Annotated in this window: 18 protein-coding genes; 11 read left to right on the top strand and 7 right to left on the bottom strand. The window is 73.0% G+C overall.

Annotated features, from left to right (window positions below):
- Positions 1–164 precede the first annotated feature (164 nt).
- Positions 165–3,179: a BTAD domain-containing putative transcriptional regulator gene (locus ASD33_RS06350; protein WP_079044600.1), complete on the bottom strand. Its 3,015-nt coding sequence runs from the start codon at positions 3,177–3,179 to the stop codon at positions 165–167.
- 168 nt (positions 3,180–3,347) lie between these two features.
- Between ASD33_RS06350 and ASD33_RS06345 the strand changes: the two genes are divergently transcribed.
- The 7 genes from ASD33_RS06345 to ASD33_RS06315 all read left to right on the top strand — a co-directional run bounded on the left by ASD33_RS06345 (position 3,348) and on the right by ASD33_RS06315 (position 12,920).
- Positions 3,348–4,592, top strand: a complete 1,245-nt coding sequence (locus ASD33_RS06345) for an amidohydrolase family protein (RefSeq protein WP_056554654.1) — start codon at positions 3,348–3,350, stop codon at positions 4,590–4,592.
- Positions 4,593–4,710: 118 nt separating this feature from the next.
- Positions 4,711–5,628, top strand: a complete 918-nt coding sequence (locus ASD33_RS06340) for an LLM class F420-dependent oxidoreductase (protein ID WP_056554651.1) — start codon at positions 4,711–4,713, stop codon at positions 5,626–5,628.
- 11 nt (positions 5,629–5,639) lie between these two features.
- Positions 5,640–6,401, top strand: coding sequence for a glucose 1-dehydrogenase (locus tag ASD33_RS06335; RefSeq protein WP_056554648.1), 762 nt, complete (start codon positions 5,640–5,642; stop codon positions 6,399–6,401).
- 134 nt (positions 6,402–6,535) lie between these two features.
- The gene (locus tag ASD33_RS06330; protein WP_056554645.1) at positions 6,536–7,660 is read left to right on the top strand and encodes an LLM class flavin-dependent oxidoreductase; all 1,125 of its coding nucleotides are present in this window, start codon (positions 6,536–6,538) and stop codon (positions 7,658–7,660) included.
- 231 nt (positions 7,661–7,891) lie between these two features.
- Positions 7,892–9,631 (top strand): D-aminoacylase, encoded by a 1,740-nt coding sequence (locus tag ASD33_RS06325; RefSeq protein ID WP_056554642.1) that lies wholly within the window; start codon positions 7,892–7,894, stop codon positions 9,629–9,631.
- Positions 9,628–11,094 carry an aldehyde dehydrogenase family protein gene (locus tag ASD33_RS06320; RefSeq protein ID WP_199863460.1) on the top strand — a complete coding sequence of 489 codons (1,467 nt, stop codon included), beginning with the start codon at positions 9,628–9,630 and terminating at the stop codon, positions 11,092–11,094. Before ASD33_RS06325 ends, ASD33_RS06320 begins: the two co-directional genes overlap by 4 nt.
- A 260-nt stretch (positions 11,095–11,354) precedes the next feature.
- Positions 11,355–12,920 carry an APC family permease gene (locus tag ASD33_RS06315; RefSeq protein ID WP_056554639.1) on the top strand — a complete coding sequence of 522 codons (1,566 nt, stop codon included), beginning with the start codon at positions 11,355–11,357 and terminating at the stop codon, positions 12,918–12,920.
- 108 nt (positions 12,921–13,028) lie between these two features.
- On the opposite strand, the gene ASD33_RS06310 is transcribed toward ASD33_RS06315, so the two are convergent.
- The 6 genes from ASD33_RS06310 to ASD33_RS06290 all read right to left on the bottom strand — a co-directional run bounded on the left by ASD33_RS06310 (position 13,029) and on the right by ASD33_RS06290 (position 16,622).
- A complete protein-coding gene (locus ASD33_RS06310; protein ID WP_056554636.1) occupies positions 13,029–13,244 on the bottom strand; it encodes a hypothetical protein in 216 nt (71 codons plus the stop codon).
- Between the two features lie 31 nt (positions 13,245–13,275).
- A complete protein-coding gene (locus tag ASD33_RS35410) occupies positions 13,276–13,422 on the bottom strand; it encodes a hypothetical protein (RefSeq protein WP_157870000.1) in 147 nt (48 codons plus the stop codon).
- A gap of 23 nt (positions 13,423–13,445) precedes the next feature.
- Positions 13,446–13,913: a carboxymuconolactone decarboxylase family protein gene (locus ASD33_RS06305; protein WP_056554633.1), complete on the bottom strand. Its 468-nt coding sequence runs from the start codon at positions 13,911–13,913 to the stop codon at positions 13,446–13,448.
- A gap of 99 nt (positions 13,914–14,012) precedes the next feature.
- Positions 14,013–15,035, bottom strand: a complete 1,023-nt coding sequence (locus ASD33_RS06300; protein WP_056554631.1) for a HEAT repeat domain-containing protein — start codon at positions 15,033–15,035, stop codon at positions 14,013–14,015.
- A gap of 125 nt (positions 15,036–15,160) precedes the next feature.
- Positions 15,161–15,823, bottom strand: a complete 663-nt coding sequence (locus tag ASD33_RS06295) for a HEAT repeat domain-containing protein (protein WP_056554628.1) — start codon at positions 15,821–15,823, stop codon at positions 15,161–15,163.
- Between the two features lie 49 nt (positions 15,824–15,872).
- Complete coding sequence (locus tag ASD33_RS06290) at positions 15,873–16,622, bottom strand: GNAT family N-acetyltransferase (protein WP_056554625.1); 750 nt, start codon at positions 16,620–16,622, stop codon at positions 15,873–15,875.
- A 122-nt stretch (positions 16,623–16,744) separates the two neighbouring features.
- On the opposite strand from ASD33_RS06290, the gene ASD33_RS06285 reads away from it, so the two are divergent.
- The 4 genes from ASD33_RS06285 to ASD33_RS06270 are packed head-to-tail and all read left to right on the top strand — an operon-like array spanning position 16,745 to position 21,095.
- Positions 16,745–17,575, top strand: coding sequence for a TIGR03619 family F420-dependent LLM class oxidoreductase (locus ASD33_RS06285; RefSeq protein WP_056554622.1), 831 nt, complete (start codon positions 16,745–16,747; stop codon positions 17,573–17,575).
- Between the two features lie 40 nt (positions 17,576–17,615).
- Complete coding sequence (locus ASD33_RS06280; RefSeq protein WP_056554618.1) at positions 17,616–18,077, top strand: hypothetical protein; 462 nt, start codon at positions 17,616–17,618, stop codon at positions 18,075–18,077.
- A complete protein-coding gene (locus tag ASD33_RS06275; protein WP_056554615.1) occupies positions 18,074–18,427 on the top strand; it encodes a hypothetical protein in 354 nt (117 codons plus the stop codon). The genes ASD33_RS06280 and ASD33_RS06275 overlap by 4 nt, the downstream gene beginning before the upstream one ends.
- Positions 18,428–18,485: 58 nt before the next feature.
- The gene (locus tag ASD33_RS06270; RefSeq protein WP_056554612.1) at positions 18,486–21,095 is read left to right on the top strand and encodes a bifunctional FO biosynthesis protein CofGH; all 2,610 of its coding nucleotides are present in this window, start codon (positions 18,486–18,488) and stop codon (positions 21,093–21,095) included.
- Positions 21,096–21,110 lie beyond the last annotated feature (15 nt).

Genomic DNA, 21,110 nt, shown 5'->3' with positions numbered 1-21,110 from the left:
TTCCCCCGTGGACGGTCGGACGGGCTCCTTCGGGCCGATCACCCTAGTGCGTCCGGGTGGTGACCTCACCGGCGACCCGTCTGCCCCCCGACACGACGGATCGATGAGATGAAGTCTGCCGGGGGGCGATAAACGAATGATGAACGCGTACGGCCGGGTCCGGGTCAGGCCGCCGCGAGCGGCGCCAGCAGGGCCCTGACCTCGGCGGCCTCCGGCGAGGACAGCTCCTCGTAGATGTCGAGGGCCTCCTGCCAGCAGATCTGCGCTCGGCCCGACTGCCCGATGGCGTGCAGGGCCCGGCCGAGGACGGTGAGGACGTTGCCCCGCCGCCAGTCGCCCCCGATGCCGCGGAGCACGGACAGGGCCTTCTCGGCCCCGGCGGCCGCCGCACCGTACTGCTGGGCCCTGATGTCGACCTCGGCGATACGGAAGAGGGTCATGCCCTCCCACAGCCGCTGGCGGCTGTCCACGAAGACGTCCAGCGCCTCGCGGAGCCGCTCCGCGGCGGCCGTGAGGTGCCCGCTCTCGGTGAGCGCGAGGCCGAGCGCGTACCGCCCGTTGGCGCCCTTGAGGGCGTGCCCCATGTCGTCGTACATGTCGGACCCCTGCTGGGCCATGCGGACGGCGTCGTCCTTGCGGCCCGCGGCGAGCCGCAGCCGGGAGAGGTTGCACAGGGCCGAGGCCTCGCCGGCGCGGTCCCCGGAGGCCCGGAACTCGGTGATGGCCAGGGTGAAGTGCGTGTCCCCGTCCTCGTGCCGCCCCTGGTAGAGCGCGATGGCGCCCATCACGTTCAGCGCCCAGCAGACGGGCAGGGGGTCGTCCACGGACCGGGCCGCACGGGCCACTTCCTCCGCCTCGCGGCCGGCCTGGTCGAAGCGGCCCTGGTAGTGGTGCACATAGGCCAGCGTGTTGGCCGCGCGGGCCTCGGCCCGCACGTCACCCGCCTCGCCCGCCGCCCCCCGCAGCACCGTCGCCACCGCCTCGTACTCCTTCGAGTTCGCGCCCGACTCCGCCAGGTCCAGCGACGCCCACAGCAGGTCCACCGCCCGGCGGAGGGTGCCGGGGGACGCCGCGGACTGGCGGACCGTGGCCAGGAGGCAGTTCGCCTCCGCGTACAGCCAGTCCTGGGCCTCGTGGCGGTCGGTGAAGGCGAGGCCCTCGTACGCCGTGGGCTCCAGGTGGTCGACCAGCCGGTCGCCGGGCCGCTCGATCGCGTACACGCGCGCCGCCGTCGAGAGGTAGAAGTCCAGGAGCCGGGAGATCGCCGCCTCCTTCTCCGACGGGGGCTGCTCGTCGCGGTCGGCGCACGCACGCGCGTAGAGGCGGACCAGGTCGTGGTAGCGGTAGCGGCCCGGGGCCGCCGACTCCAGGAGCGAGGTGTCGACCAGGGCCTCCAGCAGGTCTTCCGTGTCCCACTGGGGCAGGTCCAGGACCGCTGCCGCCGCCGCCAGGGAGATGTCCGGGCCGTCGGCCAGGCCGAGCAGACGGAACGCGCGCGCCTGGGCCGGCTCCAGCTGCCCGTAGCCGAGTTCGAAGGTCGCCTTGACCGCCAGGTCGCCCGCCTGGAGCTCGTCGAGCCGGCGGCGCTCGTCCGCCAGCTTCGCCGCCAGGACCGAGACCGTCCAGGTGCGCCGGGCCGCCAGACGGGAGGCCGCGATACGGATCGCGAGCGGCAGGAATCCGCAGGCCGCGACCACGTCGAGGGCCGCCTCGCGCTCCGACCGCACCCGCTCCTCGCCCACGATCCGGGTGAACAGCCGCAGCGCCTCCTCCGGGGACATCACGTCCAGGTCCACCAGGTGCGCGCCCGCCAGGTCGACCATCCGGATGCGGCTGGTGACGAGCGCCGCGCAGCCGGCCGTGCCGGGCAGCAGCGGGCGGATCTGGGCGGCGTCACGGGCGTTGTCCAGGAGGACCAGGACCCGGCGGCCGTCGAGCGTCGAGCGGTACAGCGCCGCCCTGTCGTCGAGCGAGTCCGGGATGGCCGAATCGGGGGTGCCGAGGGCGCGCAGGAAGGAGCCGAGGACGGTCTCCGGCGCGGCGGCGCGGGAGCCCGCGCCCTGGAGGTCCACGTAGAGCTGCCCGTCCGGGAAGTGCGGCCTGGCCTCGTGCGCCACGTGCACCGCGAGCGTCGTCTTGCCGACGCCGCCGATGCCCGCGAGCGCCGAGACCGCCATGACGTGGCCCTCGGCGGTGGCCAGCCGGCCGCCGAGTTCCCGTACGAACGAGTCCCGTCCGGTGAAGTCCGGGACGGTCGCGGGGAGCTGGGCGGGGCGTGCGACGGGCGCCGCCGCCGGGGCGGCCTCCTCGACCGGGCGGGCCAGCTCGGCGTCGGCCTGGAGGATGCGCTGCTGGAGGCGGGAGAGCTCGGGGGTGGGGTCGACGCCCAGCTCGTCGGCGAGGAGCCGGCGCGTGTCGGCGTACACGGCGAGCGCCTCCGCCTGCCGTCCGCTGCGGTACAGCGCCAGCATGAGGAGTTCGCGCAGCCGCTCCCGCAGCGGGTGCGCGGCGGTGAGCGCGGTCAGCTCGGACACGGCCTCCGCGTGCGCGCCGACCTCCAGGTCGATGTCCAGGCGGGTTTCGAGGAGGGTGAGCCGCCATTCCTCCAGGCGGGTCCGCTGCGTCTCGGCGTACGGCCCGGGTACGGAGGCCAGCACCTCGCCGTCCCACAGGTCGAGCGCCTCCGCGAGCCGCGCGCGGGCGCCCGCACGGTCCCCGGCGGCGCGCAGCTTCTCGGCCTCCGCGGCGAGTTCCTGGGCGGCGGTGAGGTCCAGCGCGTCGGCGGAGGTCCGCAGGGCGTAGCCGCCGGACTCGCTGACCAGGACCTTCGGGTCGAGGGCCTTGCGGAGCCGGGAGGCGTACGTACGGACCGCCGCGAGCGCCTGCGAGGGGGGCTCCTCGCCCCAGAGCGCGTCGATCAGCTCGTGCGCGGTGGCGGTCCGCCCGCCGCGGAGCAGCAGGGCGGCGAGCAGCGCGCGCTGCTGCGGGGAGCCGGTGGGGACGGCCGCGCCGTCGCGCCAGGCGCGGACGGGGCCGAGCACGCCGAACCGCAGCTCGGCGGCGGAACCCGTGCTCACGTCCACGTCGGAACCCGAATCCGAGGCCGGTCCCGCATCCGGCCCCGTGCCCTTCCTCGGAGCCCGCTGCACCGGAACGCGCGGCCCGTCTTCACGCTCCATAGCTCCCCCTGCCCGTACCGCTGGTTTCGCCCAGGACAGTCTGCCTTGTCCGGAGGGAGTCCGTCAGCATCGGGTCGGCCCCGGGGCAGGGCCGGTACGAGGCCGTTGTACGACCGTTGTACGGCACGACAGCTGACGGACCGTCAGATGGGCGCTACCGTGAAAGCCATGGAGAGCATGGAGAGCACGGAGAGCACCGGGACCTTCCCCAGGATCATCTCGGTGGACGACCACACCGTGGAGCCCCCGCACGTCTGGCGGGACCGGCTTCCGTCCCGCTACCACGACACCGGCCCCCGGATCGTCCGCGCCCCGCTGAAGGAGATGACCTTCCTCGGCGGGAAGTTCGCCCCGGTGATGGGGGCCAAGGGCGACGAGGGCCCGGTCGGCGACTGGTGGGTCTACGAGGACCTGCACCGGCCCCTGACCCGGCTCGACACCGCCGTCGGCTACGACCGGGACGAGATACGCCTCGAAGTCATCACGTACGAGCAGATGCGGCCCGGTTCGCACTCCGTGCCCGACCGGCTGGCCGACATGGACGTCAACCACGTCCAGTCCGCGCTCTGCTTCCCCACCTTCCCGCGCTTCTGCGGGCAGACCTTCACCGAGGCGAGCGACCGCGAGCTGGGGCTGCTCTGCGTCCGGGCGTACAACGACTGGATGGTGGAGGAGTGGTGCGGGCCCGAGGCCCACGGGCGGCTGATCCCGCTCACCCTCATCCCGCTCTGGGACCCGGAACTCGCCGCCGCCGAGGTCCGCCGCAACGCCGCGCGCGGGGTCCGGGCGGTGGCCTTCTCGGAGATCCCGCCGCACCTCGGGCTCCCCTCGGTCCACACGGACCACTGGGACCCCTTCTTCCGGGCCTGCGACGAGACCGGCACGGTCATCGCCATGCACATCGGCTCGTCCAGCCGGATGCCGTCCACCTCGGCCGACGCCCCGCCGGCCGTCGGCTCCACGATCACCTTCGCCAACTGCTGCTTCTCGATGGTCGACTGGCTGATGAGCGGCAAGTTCGAGCGCTTCCCCGACCTGAAGATCATGTACGCGGAGGGGCAGATCGGCTGGATCCCGTACATCCTGGAGCGCGCCGACGTGGTCTGGGAGGAGAACCGGGGCTGGGGCGGGGTCGCGGACAAGGTGCTGCGCCCGCCGTCGGAGCTGTTCGCCGGGCACGTCTTCGGCTGCTTCTTCGACGACGCCTTCGGGCTGCGGAACCTCGACGCGATCGGGGCGGCGAACGTCCTGTACGAGACGGACTACCCGCACTCGGACTCGACCTGGCCGAAGTCGCGGGAGGTCGGCGAGGCACAGATGGGCCACCTGGCCCCGGACGTCGTGGAGCGCATCGTACGGGGCAACGCGATCGACCTCCTGGGCCTGAGCCCGGAGGGCCTCTGGGTGCCCTGATCCGAAGGGTGCCGGGCCGGTAGGCTCCCACCCCTTGTCTGATGGACCGTCAGGTACGAGCATGGGCCCCGCCCAGTGAAGTGACGGTCCGTCAGGCATCGGTGTCGAGGAGGGTCCCATGGTGGTCTACGGGATGCAGCTGCCCGTCCAGTCCCAGAGCGCGATCTACGCCGAGCCCTGGGAGGCGGACGCCGGGCCCGCCGACCTGCTGGCCGTCGCGCGGGCCGCCGAGGAGTACGGCTTCGACTACCTCGCGAGCTGCGACCACGTCGCCATCCCGCGCCGGCTCGCCGAGGCCATGAGCACCGTCTGGTACGACCCGGTCGCCACGCTCTCCTTCCTCGCCGCCGCCACCCGGCGGGTCCGGCTCCTCTCGCACGTCGCCGTCGTCGGGCTGCGCCATCCGCTGGTCACGGCCAAGGCGTACGCGACGCTCGACCACCTCTCCGGCGGCCGGCTGGTCCTCGGGGTCGGCGCCGGGCACGTCCAGGAGGAGTTCGAGGCGCTCGGCGTGGACTTCGCGCGGCGGGGCGCCGTGCTCGACGAGACCGTCGACGCGCTGCGGGCCGCGCTCGGCCCCGAGGAGTTCCCGGAGCACCTGGGGGAGCGGTTCGCCTTCAAGGACCTGGGCCAGCGGCCCCGGCCGGCACAGGTGCGGGTCCCGCTCTGGGTGGGCGGCTCCTCCCCGGCCGCCGTGCGCCGCGCCGCGCTCAAGGGCGACGGCTGGCTCCCCCAGGGCGACCCGCGCGAACAGCTCGCCGAGCAGATCCGGAAGCTGCTGCGGCTCCGCGCCGAGGCCGGGATCGCGGATCCGATCACCATCGGCGCCATCGCCGAGCCGCTGTACGTCGGCACGCCCGCCTGGCGGGTCGGCCGGCGCGCCCTGACCGGCGCGCCGGAGGAGATCGCCGCGTCCCTGCGCGCGTACGGGGAGATGGGCGTGCACCAGATCCAGGTCCGGTTCCGCTCCCGGAGCCGTACCGAACTCATCGACCAGATGGCGGCCTTCGGCACGGAGGTCGCCCCGCTTCTCTAGGGAGTACGGACATGGGCAAGCTGGACGGGCGGGTCGTCCTCGTCACCGGGGCGGCGCGCGGGCAGGGCGAGCAGGAGGCGCGGCTGTTCGCCGCCGAAGGGGCCCGGGTCGTCCTCGCGGACGTGCTCGACGACGCCGGTGAGGCGCTGGCCAAGGAGCTGGGGGAGGACCGGGCCGGGTACGTCCACCTGGACGTGACGAAGGAGGCCGACTGGACCGCCGCTGCGGCCTTCGCCAAGGAGCGGTTCGGGAAGATCGACGGGCTGGTCAACAACGCGGGCATCCTCCGCTTCAACGAACTGCTCTCCACCCCGCTGGAGGAGTTCCAGGCGATCGTCTCCGTCAACCAGACGGGCTGCTTCCTCGGCATCCGGACGGTCGCGCCCGAGATCGAGGCGGCCGGCGGCGGCACGATCGTCAACACCGCCTCGTACACGGGGCTCACCGGGATGGCCGGGGTCGGCGCCTACGCGGCCTCGAAGCACGCCGTCCTCGGGCTGACCCGGGTCGCGGCGCTGGAGCTGGCCGCGAAGGGGATCCGGGTGAACGCGGTCTGCCCGGGGGCGATCGACACCGCCATGAGCAACCCGGAGGGCGTGGACCCGGCGGCCACGGCCGAGCTGTACCGGAAGCTCGTGCCGCTGGGGCGGATCGGGCGCCCGGACGAGGTGGCGGCGCTCGCGCTCTTCCTGACCGGGGAGGAATCGGCGTACATCACGGGCCAGCCGTTCGTGATCGACGGCGGCTGGCTGGCCGGGGTCAGCCTCTTCTGAGAGCCGCCCGGACCACCAGCTGACGACTCATCAGGTATTGACGCACCTGCCGCACGGTGCGACAGTCGGGCACATCACGAATCTGACGGCTCGTCAGAAACTCCGTCAGACACTCACGAGGACGGTGAACCCCCTTGGAATTCGGGATCTTCGTACAGGGATACGTCGGCAAGCGCGCCGAGACCGATCCCGAGGCCGAGCACAAGGCGCTCATGGAGGAGACCGAGTACGTCATCCAGGCGGACAAGTCCGGGTTCAAGTACGCCTGGGCATCCGAGCACCACTTCCTGGACGAGTACTCGCACATCTCCGCCAACGACGTCTACCTGGGCTACCTCGCCCACGCCACCGAGCGCATCCACCTCGGCTCCGGCATCTTCAACCCCCTGGCCCCCGTCAACCACCCGGTGAAGGTGGCCGAGAAGGTCGCCATGCTCGACCACCTCTCCGGCGGACGCTTCGAGTTCGGCTCCGGCCGCGGCGCGGGCTCCCACGAGATCCTCGGGTTCATGCCGGGCATCACCGACATGAACCACACGAAGGAGATCTGGGAGGAGACGATCGCCGAGTTCCCCAAGATGTGGCTCCAGGAGGAGTACGTCGGCTTCCAGGGCAAGCACTGGTCGCTGCCGCCTCGCAAGATCCTCCCCAAGCCGTACGGGAAGTCCCACCCGGCCATGTGGTACGCCGCCGGCTCCCCCTCCTCGTACGCGATGGCCGCCAAGAAGGGCCTCGGCGTCCTCGGCTTCAGCGTGCAGAAGGTCTCCGACATGGAGTGGGTCGTCGAGTCCTACAAGACCGCGATCAAGGAGGCCAAGGCGGTCGGCGACTTCGTCAACGACAACGTCATGGTCACCTCCACGGCGATCTGCGCGGAGACCCACGACAAGGCCGTCGAGATCGCCGTCTCCGGCGGCCTCAACTACCTCCAGTCGCTGCTCTTCCGCTACCACGACACCTTCCCCCGGCCCGAGGGCATCCCCGAGTGGCCCGAGCTGCTCCCGGAGTACTCGGCCGAGATCATCGAACTCCTCATCCAGGAGGAGCTGATGATCTGCGGCGACCCCTCGGAGGTCCTCACCCAGTGCAAGCGCTGGGAGGCGGCCGGTGCCGACCAGCTCTCCTTCGGCATCCCGATCGGGATCTCGTACGAGGACACGATGAACTCGATCAAGCTGATCGGCGAGCACGTGATCCCCGAGATCGACACGGACCCCGTCCACCGCACCACCCGCTTCCGGCAGGCCGCAGGGGAGTAGCGGACCTCCCCCGAGGTCCTCGACCAGGGGGGTACCCCCACGTGGGCGGCGTCTTCCCGGACCGCCGCCCGCAGATGCCCCGACCGCGGCGGCCCGCGGCCGGGGCACGCCCGCGTCCGGGCACACCGGGGCGCGGGCGTGCCCGCACCCCGCGCGGAACCGCACCCCCGGGTCCGGGCACGTCAGGGCGCAGGGCGCCCCGCGTCCAGCGCAGAAGTGAAAGGGACCGTCATGCTCGACCACCTCATCACGGGCGCCACCGTCGTGGACGGCACCGGCGCCCCCGCCTTCACCGCCGACGTCGGCATCCGCGACGGGCGCATCGCCCTCGTCGCCGAACCCGGCACGACGAAGGAGCGCGCCCGGACCACCCAGGACGCCACCGGCCTGGTCCTCACCCCGGGCTTCGTCGACCCGCACACCCACTACGACGCCCAGCTGTTCTGGGACCCGTACGCCACCCCCTCCATGAACCACGGCGTCACCACCGTCGCCGGCGGCAACTGCGGCTTCACCCTCGCCCCGCTCCACCCGGACCGGCCCGAGGACGCCGACTACACCCGCCGGATGATGTCCAAGGTGGAGGGCATGGCCCTGAAGGCCCTGGAGGAGGGCGTCGACTGGAGCTGGTCGTCCTTCGCCGAGTACCTGGACGCCCTCGACGGGCGGATCGCCGTCAACGCCGGCTTCATGGTCGGCCACTGCGCCCTGCGCCGCTACGTGATGGGCGCCGACGCCGTCGGCGGGCAGCCGACGCCCGAGCAGCTGGACGCCATGGTCGCCCTGCTCAAGGCGGCCATGGAGGCCGGCGCCTGGGGGCTCTCCACCACCCAGTCCGCCACCCACTCCGACGGCGACGGCGCCCCCGTCGCCTCCCGGCACGCACGCCCCGAGGAGCTGATCGCCCTCTCCCGGGCGGTCGGCGAGCACGAGGGCACCCAGCTGGAGGCGATCCTCGCGGGCTGCCTCGACCAGTTCTCCGACGACGAGATCGACCTCTTCGTCGAGATGACGGCGGCGGCGGGCAGGCCGCTCAACTGGAACGTCCTCACCATCGACGCCACCGTCCCCGAACGCGTCCCGCGCCAGCTCACCGCCTCCGAGCGGGCCCGCAAGTCCGGCGGCCGGATCGTCGCGCTCACCATGCCGATCCTCACCCCCATGAACATGTCCCTCGGCACCTTCTGCGCGCTCAACCTCATCCCGGGCTGGGGCGAGGTCCTCGCCCTCCCCGTCCCCGAGCGGATCGCGAAGCTCCGCGACTCCGAGGTGCGGGCCGAGATGCTGCGGCGCGCCGACTCGAAGGAGGCCGGCGTCTTCCGGCGCCTCGCCCACTTCGGCCGCTACGTCATCGGGGACACGTACAGCCGGGAGAACGAGGGCCTGACCGGCCGGGTCGTGAAGGACATCGCGGCCGAACGCGGCCAGGACGCCTTCCAGTGCCTCGTCGAGATCTGCGCCAACGACGAGCTCAGGACGATCCTGTGGCCGATGCCCAGCGACAACGACCCCGCCTCCTGGGCGCTGCGCCGCGAGACCTGGGACCACGAGGACGTGATGCTCGGCGGCTCCGACGCCGGCGCGCACCTCGACCGGATGTGCGGCGCGCCGTACACGACCCGCTTCCTCGGCGACTGCCTGCGCGGCCGGAAGCTGGTGCCCCTGGAGCGGGCCGTCCGGATGCTGACCGACGACCCGGCCCGGCTCTTCGGGCTCCGCGAGCGCGGCCGGATCACCGAGGGCTTCCACGCCGACCTGGTCCTCTTCGACCCGGAGCGGATCGACGCGGGCCCGGCGACCCTCGTGCACGACCTGCCGGGGGACAGCCCGCGGCTCGACTCGCGGGCGGTCGGGATCGTGTCGGTGCGGGTCAACGGCGTGGAGACGGTACGGGACGACGAGGTGACCGGAGCGGTCCCGGGCAAGGTCCTGCGCTCCGGCCGCGACACGAGGACGGTGGCGACGCGATGACCGGCGACGTGAGAACCGAGAAGCTCTTCATCGGCGGCGAGTGGGTCGAGCCCGAGGGCGGCCACTACGAGGTGATCGACCCGGCCACCGAGGAGGTCGTCGGCCTCGCGCCCGAGGCCTCCCGGGCCCAGGTGTACGAGGCGGCCGCCGCCGCCCGCGAGGCCTTCGCCACCTGGTCCCGCACGAAACCGGAGGAGCGGGCGGCGATCCTCGACCGGGCCGCCGACCTGATGGCCAGGGACGCCGAGGCGAACACCCTGCTCGCCCGCGCCGAGACGGGCGCGACGACCGGGACCGCGCGCGGGATGCAGGTCGCGGTCGGCTCCTCCCGCTTCCGGCGGTACGCGCGGGGGGCCATGGAGCCGGTGGAGCAGGCGCTCCCCCCGCAGATCAACGAGGCCGGCCCGATGGGGAAGGCCGGGGTGTTCGGCGCGGTGGCGGTACGCCGCCCGGTCGGCGTGGTCACCTGCATCACCTCGTACAACAACCCCTGGGCGAACCCGGCGGGCAAGATCGCCCCGGCGCTCGCGATGGGCAACACGGTGCTGGTGAAGCCGGCCCCGCAGGACCCGCTCTCGGTGTACGCGATGACCCGGGCGCTCGCGGAGGCCGGGGTCCCGGCGGGCGTGGTCAACGTGGTCACCGGGTCCTCGGTGGAGTCCGGGCAGGCGGCCGTGGACTCCCCGGACGTCGACATGGTGTCCTTCACCGGCTCCACGGCCGTCGGCCAGGCGATCGGCGAGGTCTGCGGGCGCTCGCTGAAGCGGCAGCTGATGGAGCTGGGCGGCAAGGGGGCAGCGCTGGTCTTCGACGACGCCGACCTGGACTCGGCGGTCATGGGGATCGGTACGACCTTCGCCTTCTACAGCGGACAGATCTGCACCGCCCCGACCCGGGTGCTCGCGCAGCGCGGGATCTACGAGCGGCTGATCGAGAAGCTCACCGGCTATCTGGCCTTCATGAAGGTGGGCGACCCGGCGGCGAAGGGCACCGTGGTGGGCCCGGTGATCTCGGCGGCCCACCGCGACCGGGTGGAGTCGTACGTCGAGCTCGGCCGCAAGGAGGGGGCGCGGGTCGTGGTGGGCGGCGAGCGCCCGGACTTCGACCGGGGCTTCTACGTGGCCCCGACGCTGCTCGCCGACTGCACCAACGAGATGCGGGTGGTCCGGGAGGAGATCTTCGGCCCGGTCGTGGTGGTCGTCCCCTTCGACGAGGAGGAGGAGGGGATCGCGCTCGCCAACGACAGCGACTACGGCCTGATCGACTACGTGTGGTCGGGCGACGTGGCCCGCGCCTTCCGGGTCGCGGCCCGGCTGCGGGCCGGCGGGGTGGGCGTGAACACGATCGGCCGGAACATGGAGGCGCCGTTCGGCGGATTCAAGAAGAGCGGTGTCGGACGGGACGTGGGCTCGTACGCGCTGCACGCCTACAGCGAGCTCCAGGCGGTGGTGTGGCCGGGCTGAGCCCGGCGCGGAGGCGTCCGGGGGCGCCTCCGGAAAATTCCTCGGGAAAATTTGGAAACGGACATTTGGGGCGCGACTGCGGTTCCCGCATATCGGACACCCGGCGACCGACCTACCAGTTGGTCGGTCGGCCGAGGTGGTCGATCTTTCAATCATTGGCCGATGGCCGGTTTTCGCCTCGCAATGCAAGGCGATGATCGATCAAGTGAGCGGACTCTGATCTTCCGGATGTGGAAACCGCAGCATTTAACGTCCTGTTCATGACTCAGGTGGAAGTCCGGCCCCAGGCCGGAGACACGGTAAGGGGCGTCGACGCCCCGGGCGACGCCAACGGCGTGCGCACCAAAGGCCTCGGCGGGAACTCCGTCGGCCTCCTCGGCAGCGCCGTCATCGGCATCTCGACCGTCGCCCCCGTCTACTGCCTGACCTCCACGCTCGGCTCCACCGCCGGCGAGGTCGGACTGCAGATGCCCGCCGTCTTCCTCGCGGGCTTCCTCCCGATGCTCCTCGTCGCCTTCGCGTACCGGGAGCTCAACAAGGTCATGCCCGACTGCGGCACCTCGTTCACCTGGACCGTGAAGGCCTTCGGGCCGAAGATCGGCTGGATGTGCGGCTGGGGCCTCGTCATCGCGACGATCATCGTGCTGTCCAACCTGGCCGGCGTCGCGACCTCCTACTTCTGGCTCCTCGCGGGGGAGATCAGCGGCAGCGAGTCCATCGCCGCCCTGGACGACAACAAGGCCGTCCACATCGTCACCTGCCTGGCGCTCATCGCCGCGGCCACCGCGATCAGCTACCGGGGCATGACGGCCACCAAGGGCGTGCAGTACACCCTCGTCGGCCTCCAACTCGTCGTCCTCGCCGTCTTCGTCGGCATGGCCCTGTCGAAGGCCGGCTCCTTCGAGACCTCGGTCGACTTCTCCTGGTCCTGGATGAACCCCTTCGCGGTCCAGTCCTTCGCCGCCTTCACCGCCGGTCTCTCCCTCTCGATCTTCATGTACTGGGGCTGGGACGCCTGCATGGCGACCAACGAGGAGACCACTGGCAGCGCCAAGACCCCCGGCCGCGCCGCGCTCATCGCGATGGTCGTCCTGGTCGGCTCCTACCTGGCCACCGGCGTCGCCGCCCAGATGGTCGTCGGCTCCGGCGAGAAGGGCCTCGGCCTCGCCAACCCGGAGACCTCCGACAACGTCTTCGCCGCCCTCGCAGGACCGGTCATGGGCCCGACGCTCGGCATCCTGCTCTTCGTCGCGGTCCTCGCCTCGGCCGCCGCCAGCCTCCAGACCACGTTCATCCCGGTCGCCCGTACGGTGCTCGCGATGTCCACGTACGAGGCCCTGCCGAAGTCCTTCACCAAGGTCCACCCGGTCTTCAAGACCCCCGGCAGGGCCACCGTCGTCGCCGGCGTCGCCACCGGCGTCTTCTACACGGTGATGACCCTGGTCAGCGAGCACGTCCTCGTCGACACGATCTACGCGCTCGGCCTGATGATCTGCTTCTACTACGCGCTCACGGCCTTCGCCTGCGTCTGGTACTTCCGCGGCGAGCTGTTCCGCACCGCCCGCGACTTCGCCTTCAAGGGCTTCCTCCCGGCGCTCGGCGGGCTCATGCTCACCGCCGTCTTCGGCAAGACGCTGTACGACATGTGGGACCCGGCGTACGGCTCCGGCTCCGCGGTCCTCGGCGTCGGCTCGGTCTTCGTGATCGGCGTCGGCCTGCTGCTGCTCGGCGTGGTGATCATGCTGGTCATGCAGCGCAGGAGCCCCGCGTTCTTCCGCGGCGAGGTCCTGACGAAGGAGACGCCGTCGCTGGTCGTCGCCGACTGAGGCGATCCGGAGGCGTGAGCTCCTGAGTCCGTGAGTTCCTGAGTCACAGAGACGCGAAGGCGGCGGCCCGTGGGGGGTCCGCCGCTTTCGTCATTCCCCGCGTACGGCTCAGTGGCCGGGGAGCAGGCGCTCCACCGCCGTGTTGGCGGGCGGCAGGTGGGGGGTGCCGGCCGCGGGCTTGGCCTTGGGGGTCAGGACGCCGCTGAGCGGCACCACCGAGGGCAGGTTCACGCCACCGGTGTCGGCGGCGGCCGTACCGGCGGCGGAGAGGCCGCCGGTCGCGGCGAAACAGGTCAGGGCGACTGCGGTGAGCATCTTCTTCATGCCCGCACCAACGCGGACGGAGCGGATCCGGTTACGACCGCCAGGTCGCGGCGGTCGGCGGCCGGGTCGCGTGCTCGGCGAGGGCCGGCGCCGCGCGCTCCGCCCCGGTGAAGTACGGGTTCTCCCGCCAGGCCGCCACCGCGTGCAGCCGCTCGTCGGTCTCCCCGTCCCGCGTCACGGGACCGGCTGTGACGGGCGCGGTCAGAGACCCACGCCGGCCGGCTGGCGCACGGTGACGTTGAGCCGGTTGAACAGGTTGGTGACGGCGACCATCAGGACGATCGCGGCGAGCTGCTTCTCGTCGTAGTGGTCGGCCGCCGCGTCCCAGACGTCGTCCGGCACCGCGTCCGAGGCGTCGGCGAGCCGGGTCGCCGCCTCGGCGAGGGCGAGGGCCGCGCGCTCCTCGTCGGAGAAGTACGGGGCCTCGCGCCAGGCGGCGACGGCGAACAGCTTCTCGTCGCTCACACCGCTCTTGCGGGCGCTCTTCGCGCCGTAGTCGACGCAGAAGCCGCAGTTGTTGATCTGGCTGGCCCGCAGGTGCACCAGCTCCAGGGTCGACTCCGGAACCCCGCCCTGCCGGGTGGCCTTGATCAGGTTCTGGATCGCGGGGCCGGCCTCGGGAAGGACGTAGGCGGGGTTGGTCATCCGGGCCTTGGTCTCGTGCGCCATGGTGATCGCTCCTCGGTGTCGTTCGTTCTCGTTCGTCCGTCGCTCTCACTGCACTGACGGAGCGCGCGCGGAACGTGTGACAGGTTCCGGGAAGTTTTCTCAGAAGGCCGGTCCGGCCTCCGGCGGGCTCCGCAGGGTGAGGACGTACGCCGCGGTGAGCGCGACCGCGCGGTCCTCGTCCCGGGCCAGCTCCGCGAGGGCGCGGGACGCCGTGGGCCCCGGGACCTCCGCGAGCGCCTGCGTCAGCCGGCGGCGGGCGGACGGCTCCGCCGCGGCGCGGGCGAGGCGGCCGACCAGCCCGGCGGCGATCTCCTCCGCGAGCGCGGGATCGCCCGCCAGCACGCCCAGCGCGTCCGCCGCGTCGGCGTCGTTCCGCTCCGCGACGACCATGTCGAGCAGCGCGGGGACCGCCTCGGCCACCCCCCGCGCCCCGAGCGCCGGAGCCGCGCACGCCCGGACCGCCGCGTCGGGGTGGGCGAGGGCCTCCCGCAGCAGTGCGGTCGCCTCCTCCCCGGGGATCTCCGTGAGGGACAGGACGGCACGCGCGCGCACCTCCGCCACGGGCGAGCCGAGCCCCTCCGCGAGCAGCGCCGCCACGTCCCCGCCCGACCGGGCCAGCGCCCAGCGCAGGGCCCCCGCGACGATCGGGTCCGGCTCGCCGAGCACCGCCTCGACCAGCGCCTCCGCCGGCACGGGCACGTCCTCGGCCGAGGACAGGGCCGCCCGCTGCCGCGTCCCCGGGCTCGCCGACCCCAGCCCCCGCAGGAGCGCGACCGTCCGGAGCACGTCCTCCCAGCCGGCGGGCTCCGAGGCGTCGATCCGGCGCAGCCGGGTGAGCAGCTCCGTCTCCGCCGCGATGCGCTCGTGGGTGCGGCGGACGAGGTCGTCGACGAGCCGCGCGGGCGCGAACCCGGGGTCGTCGAGCGCGCGGCCCACCTCGTGCAGGGAGAGCCCCAGCGAGCGCAGGCTCTCGATGTGGAAGACGCGCCGGATGTTCTCCTCGGAGTACTCCCGGTAGCCGGACCCTGTACGGCCGGTGGGCCGCACCAGGCCGAGCCGCTCGTAGTGCCGGAGCATGCGGGCGCTCACCCCGGACCGCCGCGCGACCTCGCCGATCAGCAACGCCCACCGCCCTTCCTGGCCTTTGCGGGCCGTCCACCGGCCCTTCCCGACCGTCCTCGGCCCTCACCGGCCGTCCACCGGCCCTTCCCGACCGTCCTCGGCCCTTCCCGGCCGTCCACCGGCCCCTACCGGCCGTCCCCGCCGAGGGCCACGATCCGCTTCGCCTCCTCGACCGCGCTCTCGAACCCGGCGTCCGGGTCGTGCCACAGCCGGTCCGTGGCGAGCGCGTGCGCCCGCGCGCGGGGGTCGGGACCGTCCGCGGCGGCGTCCAGCACCGGCAGCATCACCTCGCCGAGCGCGACCAGCGCCCGGCTGAGGCTGAGCCGCGTGGCGCGCGGGCCCCGACCGAGCTGGGACGCGAGGACCCGCGCGAGCGCGTACTCCTCACCCTCGGGTACGAGGACCACCGCCGCCCGCCAGGCGCACCGCGCCACCTCGTCGTCGGCGTCGGACAGCAGCGCCGGGGTGATCACCGGCCAGGCCCGGCGGTCCCCGATCTTGGACAGGGTGTGCAGGGCCTGGCTCCGCGCCTGCGTCCGCCCGGAGCGGACCTCGTCGACGAGCGCCGGCACCGTCACCGCCGCCGGGTGACGGGTGAGCGCCCAGGTCAGCGTCTCGCGCACGGAGAAGTCCGGCTCGACCGCGCACCGCTCGACGAGTTCCCCGACGTACGCCGGGTCCGGCCGCGTACCGACCTCCAGCGCGGCCCGCAGCCGCACCGGGGCACTGCCGTCCGCCAGGCCCCGGAGCGCCCGCGCCCCGGCCGTGTCCTCTGCTCGCATGCTCATCGGGAGCACCTCCTCGGCGCCCAGTGAAGAGCTTGTCACCGTGTCAAGGTCAAGCGTCCGGGGCCTCCGCGATCAGGGCGGTCGCGACCGTACGGAAGCCGAGCCGGCCGTAGAGCCGGGCCACGTCCGCGTCCGAGGCCGTCAGGAACACCAGCTCCGTGCCGTGGGCGCGGGCGTCCGCGACGAGGGCGGCGGTGACCGCGAGCCCGAGGCCCCGGCGGCGCGCCGCCGGGACGGTGCCGACGCCGACGACCTCGGAGACCGTTCCGACGGGCTGGTGCTGTCCGGCCGCGAGGGCGTTCCCGGAGCCGTCGAGGGCCGCCGCGAGCCGGGTCAGGCCGCCCGTGATCCGCTCGGCGATCCGCGCGGCGGTGCCGGGCTGCGGCTCCGCCCCGAAGGCGGCGTACGGGGCGGCGACGGCGGTCTCCAGCGCGGGGTCGTCCGCGCCCACCATCCGTACGGCGAAGCCCTCGGGTCCCGGTACGGCGAGCGGCTCGCCCGCCAGGACCATCAGCGGGTGCTCGTGCACGGTGAGCCCGGTCGCCTCCACGGCGGCCCGCAGCCCCGGTGTCGTCTCCGCCACCCACTCGAAGGCCTCGGGAACCCCCAACGCGCGCTGCCGGGAGCGCACTTCCTCCACGGCGTCGACGGGCACCCCGCCCTCGTGCCCGAGCGCCGGGCGGGCGTAATAGGGCCAGCCCTGCCCCTCCTGCACGAAGAGGGTCAGCGGCCCGAACGCCTCGGCGCGGGCGGAGGAACGGGGGACGGCGTCGTAGTACGTCTCGATCTGCTTCAGCACCCGGCCACGGTAGGCGGAGGGCCGGGCGGACGCCCGGGGATTTCGGGCCGGGCGGGGGCGGGGCGGTACGCGCCCGTGCCGGACCCCTCGGAAATCCGGGCCGTACGCCCTACCGTGCCGTCATGCGGATCTCGACCACGATCTTCCTGACCGACGAGACCATCACCCCCGTGCGGCTCGCGCGCGAGCTGGAGCAGCGCGGCTTCGGCGGGCTCTACCTGCCCGAGCACACCCACATCCCCGTCTCCCGGGAGACGCCCTACCCCGCTGGCGGCGAGCTGCCCCGGGAGTACGGCCGCACCCTCGACCCCTTCGTGGCCCTCGGCCAGGCCGCCGCCGTCACCGAACGCCTGCTGCTCGGCACCGGGGTCACGCTGCTCGCCCAGCACGACCCGATCGCCCTCGCCAAGCAGATCGCCACCCTCGACCACCTCTCGGGCGGCCGCTTCACCCTCGGCGTCGGCTTCGGCTGGAACCGCGAGGAGGCCGCCGACCACGGCGTCGCCTGGCCGGCCCGCCGGGAGCTCGGCCGCGAACGGCTCGATCTGATGAAGGCGCTGTGGGCGCCGGAGCCGACGGCGTACGAGGGGGCGCTCGGCGACTCCGTACGCGCCTCCGAGGCCTGGCCGAAGCCGGCCGGCGGCGCGCCCCGGATCCTCCTGGGGGGCGCGGCGGGCCCGAAGCTGTTCGCGCAGATCGCCGCGCAGACGGACGGCTGGATGCCGATCGGCGGCCGGGGCCTGACGGAGTCGCTCCCGGTCCTGCGCACGGCCTGGGAGGCGGCGGGCCGCGACCCGAAGGCCCTCCAGCTGGTCCCGTACGCGGTCCTGCCGAGCCCGGGCAAGGTGGCGCACTACGCGGAACTGGGCTGCGAGGAGATCGTCCTGCAGCTGCCGCCGGGGGGTGAGAAGGAGGTGCTGGGGGTGCTGGACGCGTACGCCCGGTACCTCTGAACGATTGACTTCGGAATACGTTCCGAAGTACCGTCGATGCATGCTGACCCAGACTGTCTCCTTCTCCGAGCTCTCCAAGAACTCGAAGCGGGTCGCCGAACGGCTCGACAGCTCGCACCGCCTGCTCGTCACGCGCAGGGACGGGCAGGACCTCTACCTCACCACCGCCGGTTACGACCAGGACCGCGAGGAGACGGCCGACGTCACGGCCCGTCTTCTCGCCGCGCTCCTCGCCGCCGACGACGGTGCGCGGGTCATAGGGCGCGCCCTCCCGTCGGTCTTCCCCTGGGTGCGGCACCTGTCCTCCGGCGAACTGCGCGAGTTCCTCAAGGACCTGGTGGACGCGACGCACGACGCCGCGCAGCTGGATGTCCACGCCACCCTCCACCGCACGATCGTGGAGTGGCGGGCGACGGCACGGATCCTCGCCGACCCGTCACTCACCGCCCGGCTCACCCGGCCCCTCCCCGATGAGGACCACGGAGAGGTGACCGCCCCGTGACGCCGAAGCGCGGCGACGACGTCGCCCCACCACCGGTCGGTGAGGAGTGGCGTCTGCGCTTCGCGACGAACGAGGCGGCCAAGGGCTGGGGTGAACTTGCCGCCGAAGCTCCCGGAAACACCCGGCGTTGCTTCGAAGCCCTGCGCCGCGATCCGCTCCGGCAGGACGACCCGGACCGGCAGCACAGGCTGCGCGGCCGTCTTGCCACCGGGGTCCTCGGTGGGCGTGTCCATCCGCAGTGGGAGTACGAGGTGACGTCCGGCGGTCGGGTCCGGTATCTCGTCGACGAGCCGCGCAGGACCGTGCACCTCGTGCACGCCGCACCCCGGCATCCCAAGGACACCGACTGACCGGCCTTCCTGCGGGGACCCGAACCCTCCCCGGGTTACCCGCTCGTATGCTCGTTTCATGACGGATCACCAGGAAGCCCGCCCCACCGCGAACGCCATGCGCCGTGCCCTCAAGCGGGCCAGGGACGGGGTCGCGCTCGACGTCGGCGAGGCCGCCGTGCTGCTGCGGGCGCGCGGGGAGGACCTGGCCGATCTGGTCGCCTCCGCCGGGCGGGTGCGCGACGCCGGGCTCGCGGCGGCCGGGCGGCCCGGGGTCATCACGTACTCGAAGAGCGTGTTCATACCCCTCACCCGGCTCTGCCGCGACAAGTGCCACTACTGCACCTTCGTCACCGTCCCCGGCAAGCTGCGCCGGGACGGGCACGGGATGTTCATGTCGCCGGACGAGGTGCTCGACATCGCCCGGCGCGGCGCCGAACTGGGCTGCAAGGAAGCGCTCATCACCCTCGGCGACAAGCCCGAGGACCGCTGGCCCGAGGCCCGCGAGTGGCTCGACGCGCACGGCTACGACGACACCCTCGCGTACGTACGGGCCATGGCGATCCGCATCCTGGAGGAGACCGGCCTCCTGCCCCACCTCAACCCCGGCGTGCTGTCCTGGACCGACTTCCAGCGGCTCAAGCCCGTCGCGCCCTCCATGGGCATGATGCTGGAGACCACCGCGACCCGCCTCTGGTCGGAGCCCGGCGGCCCCCACCACGGGTCCCCCGACAAGGAACCCGCCGTCCGCCTCAGGGTCCTGGAGGACGCGGGACGCTCCTCCGTCCCCTTCACCTCGGGGCTGCTGCTCGGCATCGGGGAGACCCTGGAGGAGCGGGCCGAGTCCCTCTTCGCGCTCCGCCGGGTGTCGAGGGCGTACCACTCGATCCAGGAACTCATCATCCAGAACTTCCGCGCCAAGCCGGACACGGCCATGCGCGGGATGCCGGACGCCGAACTCGACGACCTCGTCGCCACCGTCGCCGTGGCCCGCCACATCATGGGCCCCGCCGCCTGCCTCCAGGCCCCGCCGAACCTCGTCGACGCCGAGTACGAGCGGCTGATCGCGGCCGGCATCGACGACTGGGGCGGCGTCTCCCCGCTCACCATCGACCACGTCAACCCCGAGCGCCCCTGGCCCCGGATCGAGGAGCTGGCCGAGCGGTCCCGCGCCGCCGGCTTCGAACTGCGCGAACGGCTCTGCGTCTACCCCGAGTTCGTCACCCGGGGCGAACCCTGGCTCGACCCCCGGCTCCTCCCGCACGTCCGCGCCCTCGCCGACCCCGAGACCGGCCTCGCGAACCCCGACGCGCCGGTGCGCGGACTGCCCTGGCAGGAGCCCGACGAGGCGTTCACCGCCGCCGGCCGCACCGATCTGCACGCCACCATCGACACCACCGGCCGCACCCACGACCGGCGCGACGACTTCGACGAGGTGTACGGCGACTGGGAGTCGCTGCGCGAGGCCGCCGCGCCCGGCATGGTGCCCGAGCGGGTCGACGCCGACGTCCGCGAGGCACTGAGGACGGCCGCCGACGACCCGACCGAGCTCACCGACGCCCAGGCGCTCGCCCTGCTGCACGCCGACGGGCCGGCGCTCGACGCGCTCACCCGGATCGCCGACGACGTCCGCAAGTCGGTGTCCGGCGAGGACGTCACCTACATCGTCACGCGGAACATCAACTTCACCAACGTCTGCTACACCGGCTGCCGCTTCTGCGCCTTCGCCCAGCGCCGCACCGACGCCGACGCGTACACCCTCTCCCTCGACCAGGTCGCCGACCGCGCCGAACAGGCCTGGGACGTCGGCGCCGTCGAGGTCTGCATGCAGGGCGGCATCCACCCCGACCTGCCCGGCACCGCCTACTTCGACATCGCCCGCGCGGTGAAGAAGCGCGTCCCCGGCATGCACGTGCACGCCTTCTCCCCGATGGAGGTCGTCAACGGCGCCTCCCGCACCGGGCTCTCCATCCGCGAGTGGCTGACGGCCGCCAAGGAGGCCGGGCTCGACTCGATCCCCGGCACCGCCGCCGAGATCCTCGACGACGAGGTCCGCTGGGTCCTCACCAAGGGCAAGCTCCCCACGGCCACCTGGATCGAGGTCGTCACCACCGCCCACGAACTCGGCATCCGGTCCAGCTCGACCATGATGTACGGGCACGTCGACCAGCCCCGGCACTGGCTCGGCCACTTCCGCACCCTCGCCGGCATCCAGCAGGCCGCGCTGGAGTCGGGGCGGCAGGGCTTCACCGAGTTCGTGACGCTCCCCTTCATCCACACCAACGCCCCGGTCTACCTCGCCGGCATCGCCCGCCCCGGCCCGACGACCCGCGACAACCGCGCGGTCATCGCGATGGCCCGGCTGCTGCTCCACCCGTACATCCCGAACATCCAGACCAGCTGGGTGAAGCTGGGCACGGAGGGCGCCGCCGAGATGCTCCGCTCGGGCGCCAACGACCTCGGCGGCACGCTGATGGAGGAGACCATCTCCCGCATGGCGGGGTCGAGTTACGGCTCGTACCGCTCGATCCGCGACCTGGAGGCCATCGCGGAGGCGGCGGGCCGCCCGGCGAAGCCCCGGACGACGCTGTACGGCGAGGTCCCCGAGGAGCGGCAGCGCGCCGCCCGCGCCTCGGACGGCCACCTCCCGGAGCTGCTGCCGGTCCTTCCCCAGGAGGGCGGCGCCTGAGGGGAGACGGGGGCT

The sequence above is a fragment of the Streptomyces sp. Root1304 genome, assembly GCF_001426405.1.
Lineage (GTDB): Bacteria > Actinomycetota > Actinomycetes > Streptomycetales > Streptomycetaceae > Streptomyces.
This window is presented reverse-complemented; position numbering and strand designations above follow the sequence as displayed.

Excerpts from the sequence above, each read along its gene's own strand:
- ASD33_RS06295 (WP_056554628.1), bottom strand. The coding sequence starts at position 15,823 with ATGAGCATGCGAGCAGAGGACACGGCCGGGGCGCGGGCGCTCCGGGGC.
- ASD33_RS06335 (WP_056554648.1), top strand. The coding sequence starts at position 5,640 with ATGGGCAAGCTGGACGGGCGGGTCGTCCTCGTCACCGGGGCGGCGCGC.
- ASD33_RS06280 (WP_056554618.1), top strand. The coding sequence starts at position 17,616 with ATGCTGACCCAGACTGTCTCCTTCTCCGAGCTCTCCAAGAACTCGAAG.
- ASD33_RS06305 (WP_056554633.1), bottom strand. The coding sequence starts at position 13,913 with ATGGCGCACGAGACCAAGGCCCGGATGACCAACCCCGCCTACGTCCTT.
- ASD33_RS06310 (WP_056554636.1), bottom strand. The coding sequence starts at position 13,244 with ATGAAGAAGATGCTCACCGCAGTCGCCCTGACCTGTTTCGCCGCGACC.
- ASD33_RS06320 (WP_199863460.1), top strand. The coding sequence starts at position 9,628 with ATGACCGGCGACGTGAGAACCGAGAAGCTCTTCATCGGCGGCGAGTGG.
- ASD33_RS06350 (WP_079044600.1), bottom strand. The coding sequence starts at position 3,179 with ATGGAGCGTGAAGACGGGCCGCGCGTTCCGGTGCAGCGGGCTCCGAGG.
- ASD33_RS06270 (WP_056554612.1), top strand. The coding sequence starts at position 18,486 with ATGACGGATCACCAGGAAGCCCGCCCCACCGCGAACGCCATGCGCCGT.
- ASD33_RS06345 (WP_056554654.1), top strand. The coding sequence starts at position 3,348 with ATGGAGAGCATGGAGAGCACGGAGAGCACCGGGACCTTCCCCAGGATC.
- ASD33_RS06340 (WP_056554651.1), top strand. The coding sequence starts at position 4,711 with ATGGTGGTCTACGGGATGCAGCTGCCCGTCCAGTCCCAGAGCGCGATC.
- ASD33_RS06325 (WP_056554642.1), top strand. The coding sequence starts at position 7,892 with ATGCTCGACCACCTCATCACGGGCGCCACCGTCGTGGACGGCACCGGC.
- ASD33_RS06285 (WP_056554622.1), top strand. The coding sequence starts at position 16,745 with ATGCGGATCTCGACCACGATCTTCCTGACCGACGAGACCATCACCCCC.
- ASD33_RS06315 (WP_056554639.1), top strand. The coding sequence starts at position 11,355 with ATGACTCAGGTGGAAGTCCGGCCCCAGGCCGGAGACACGGTAAGGGGC.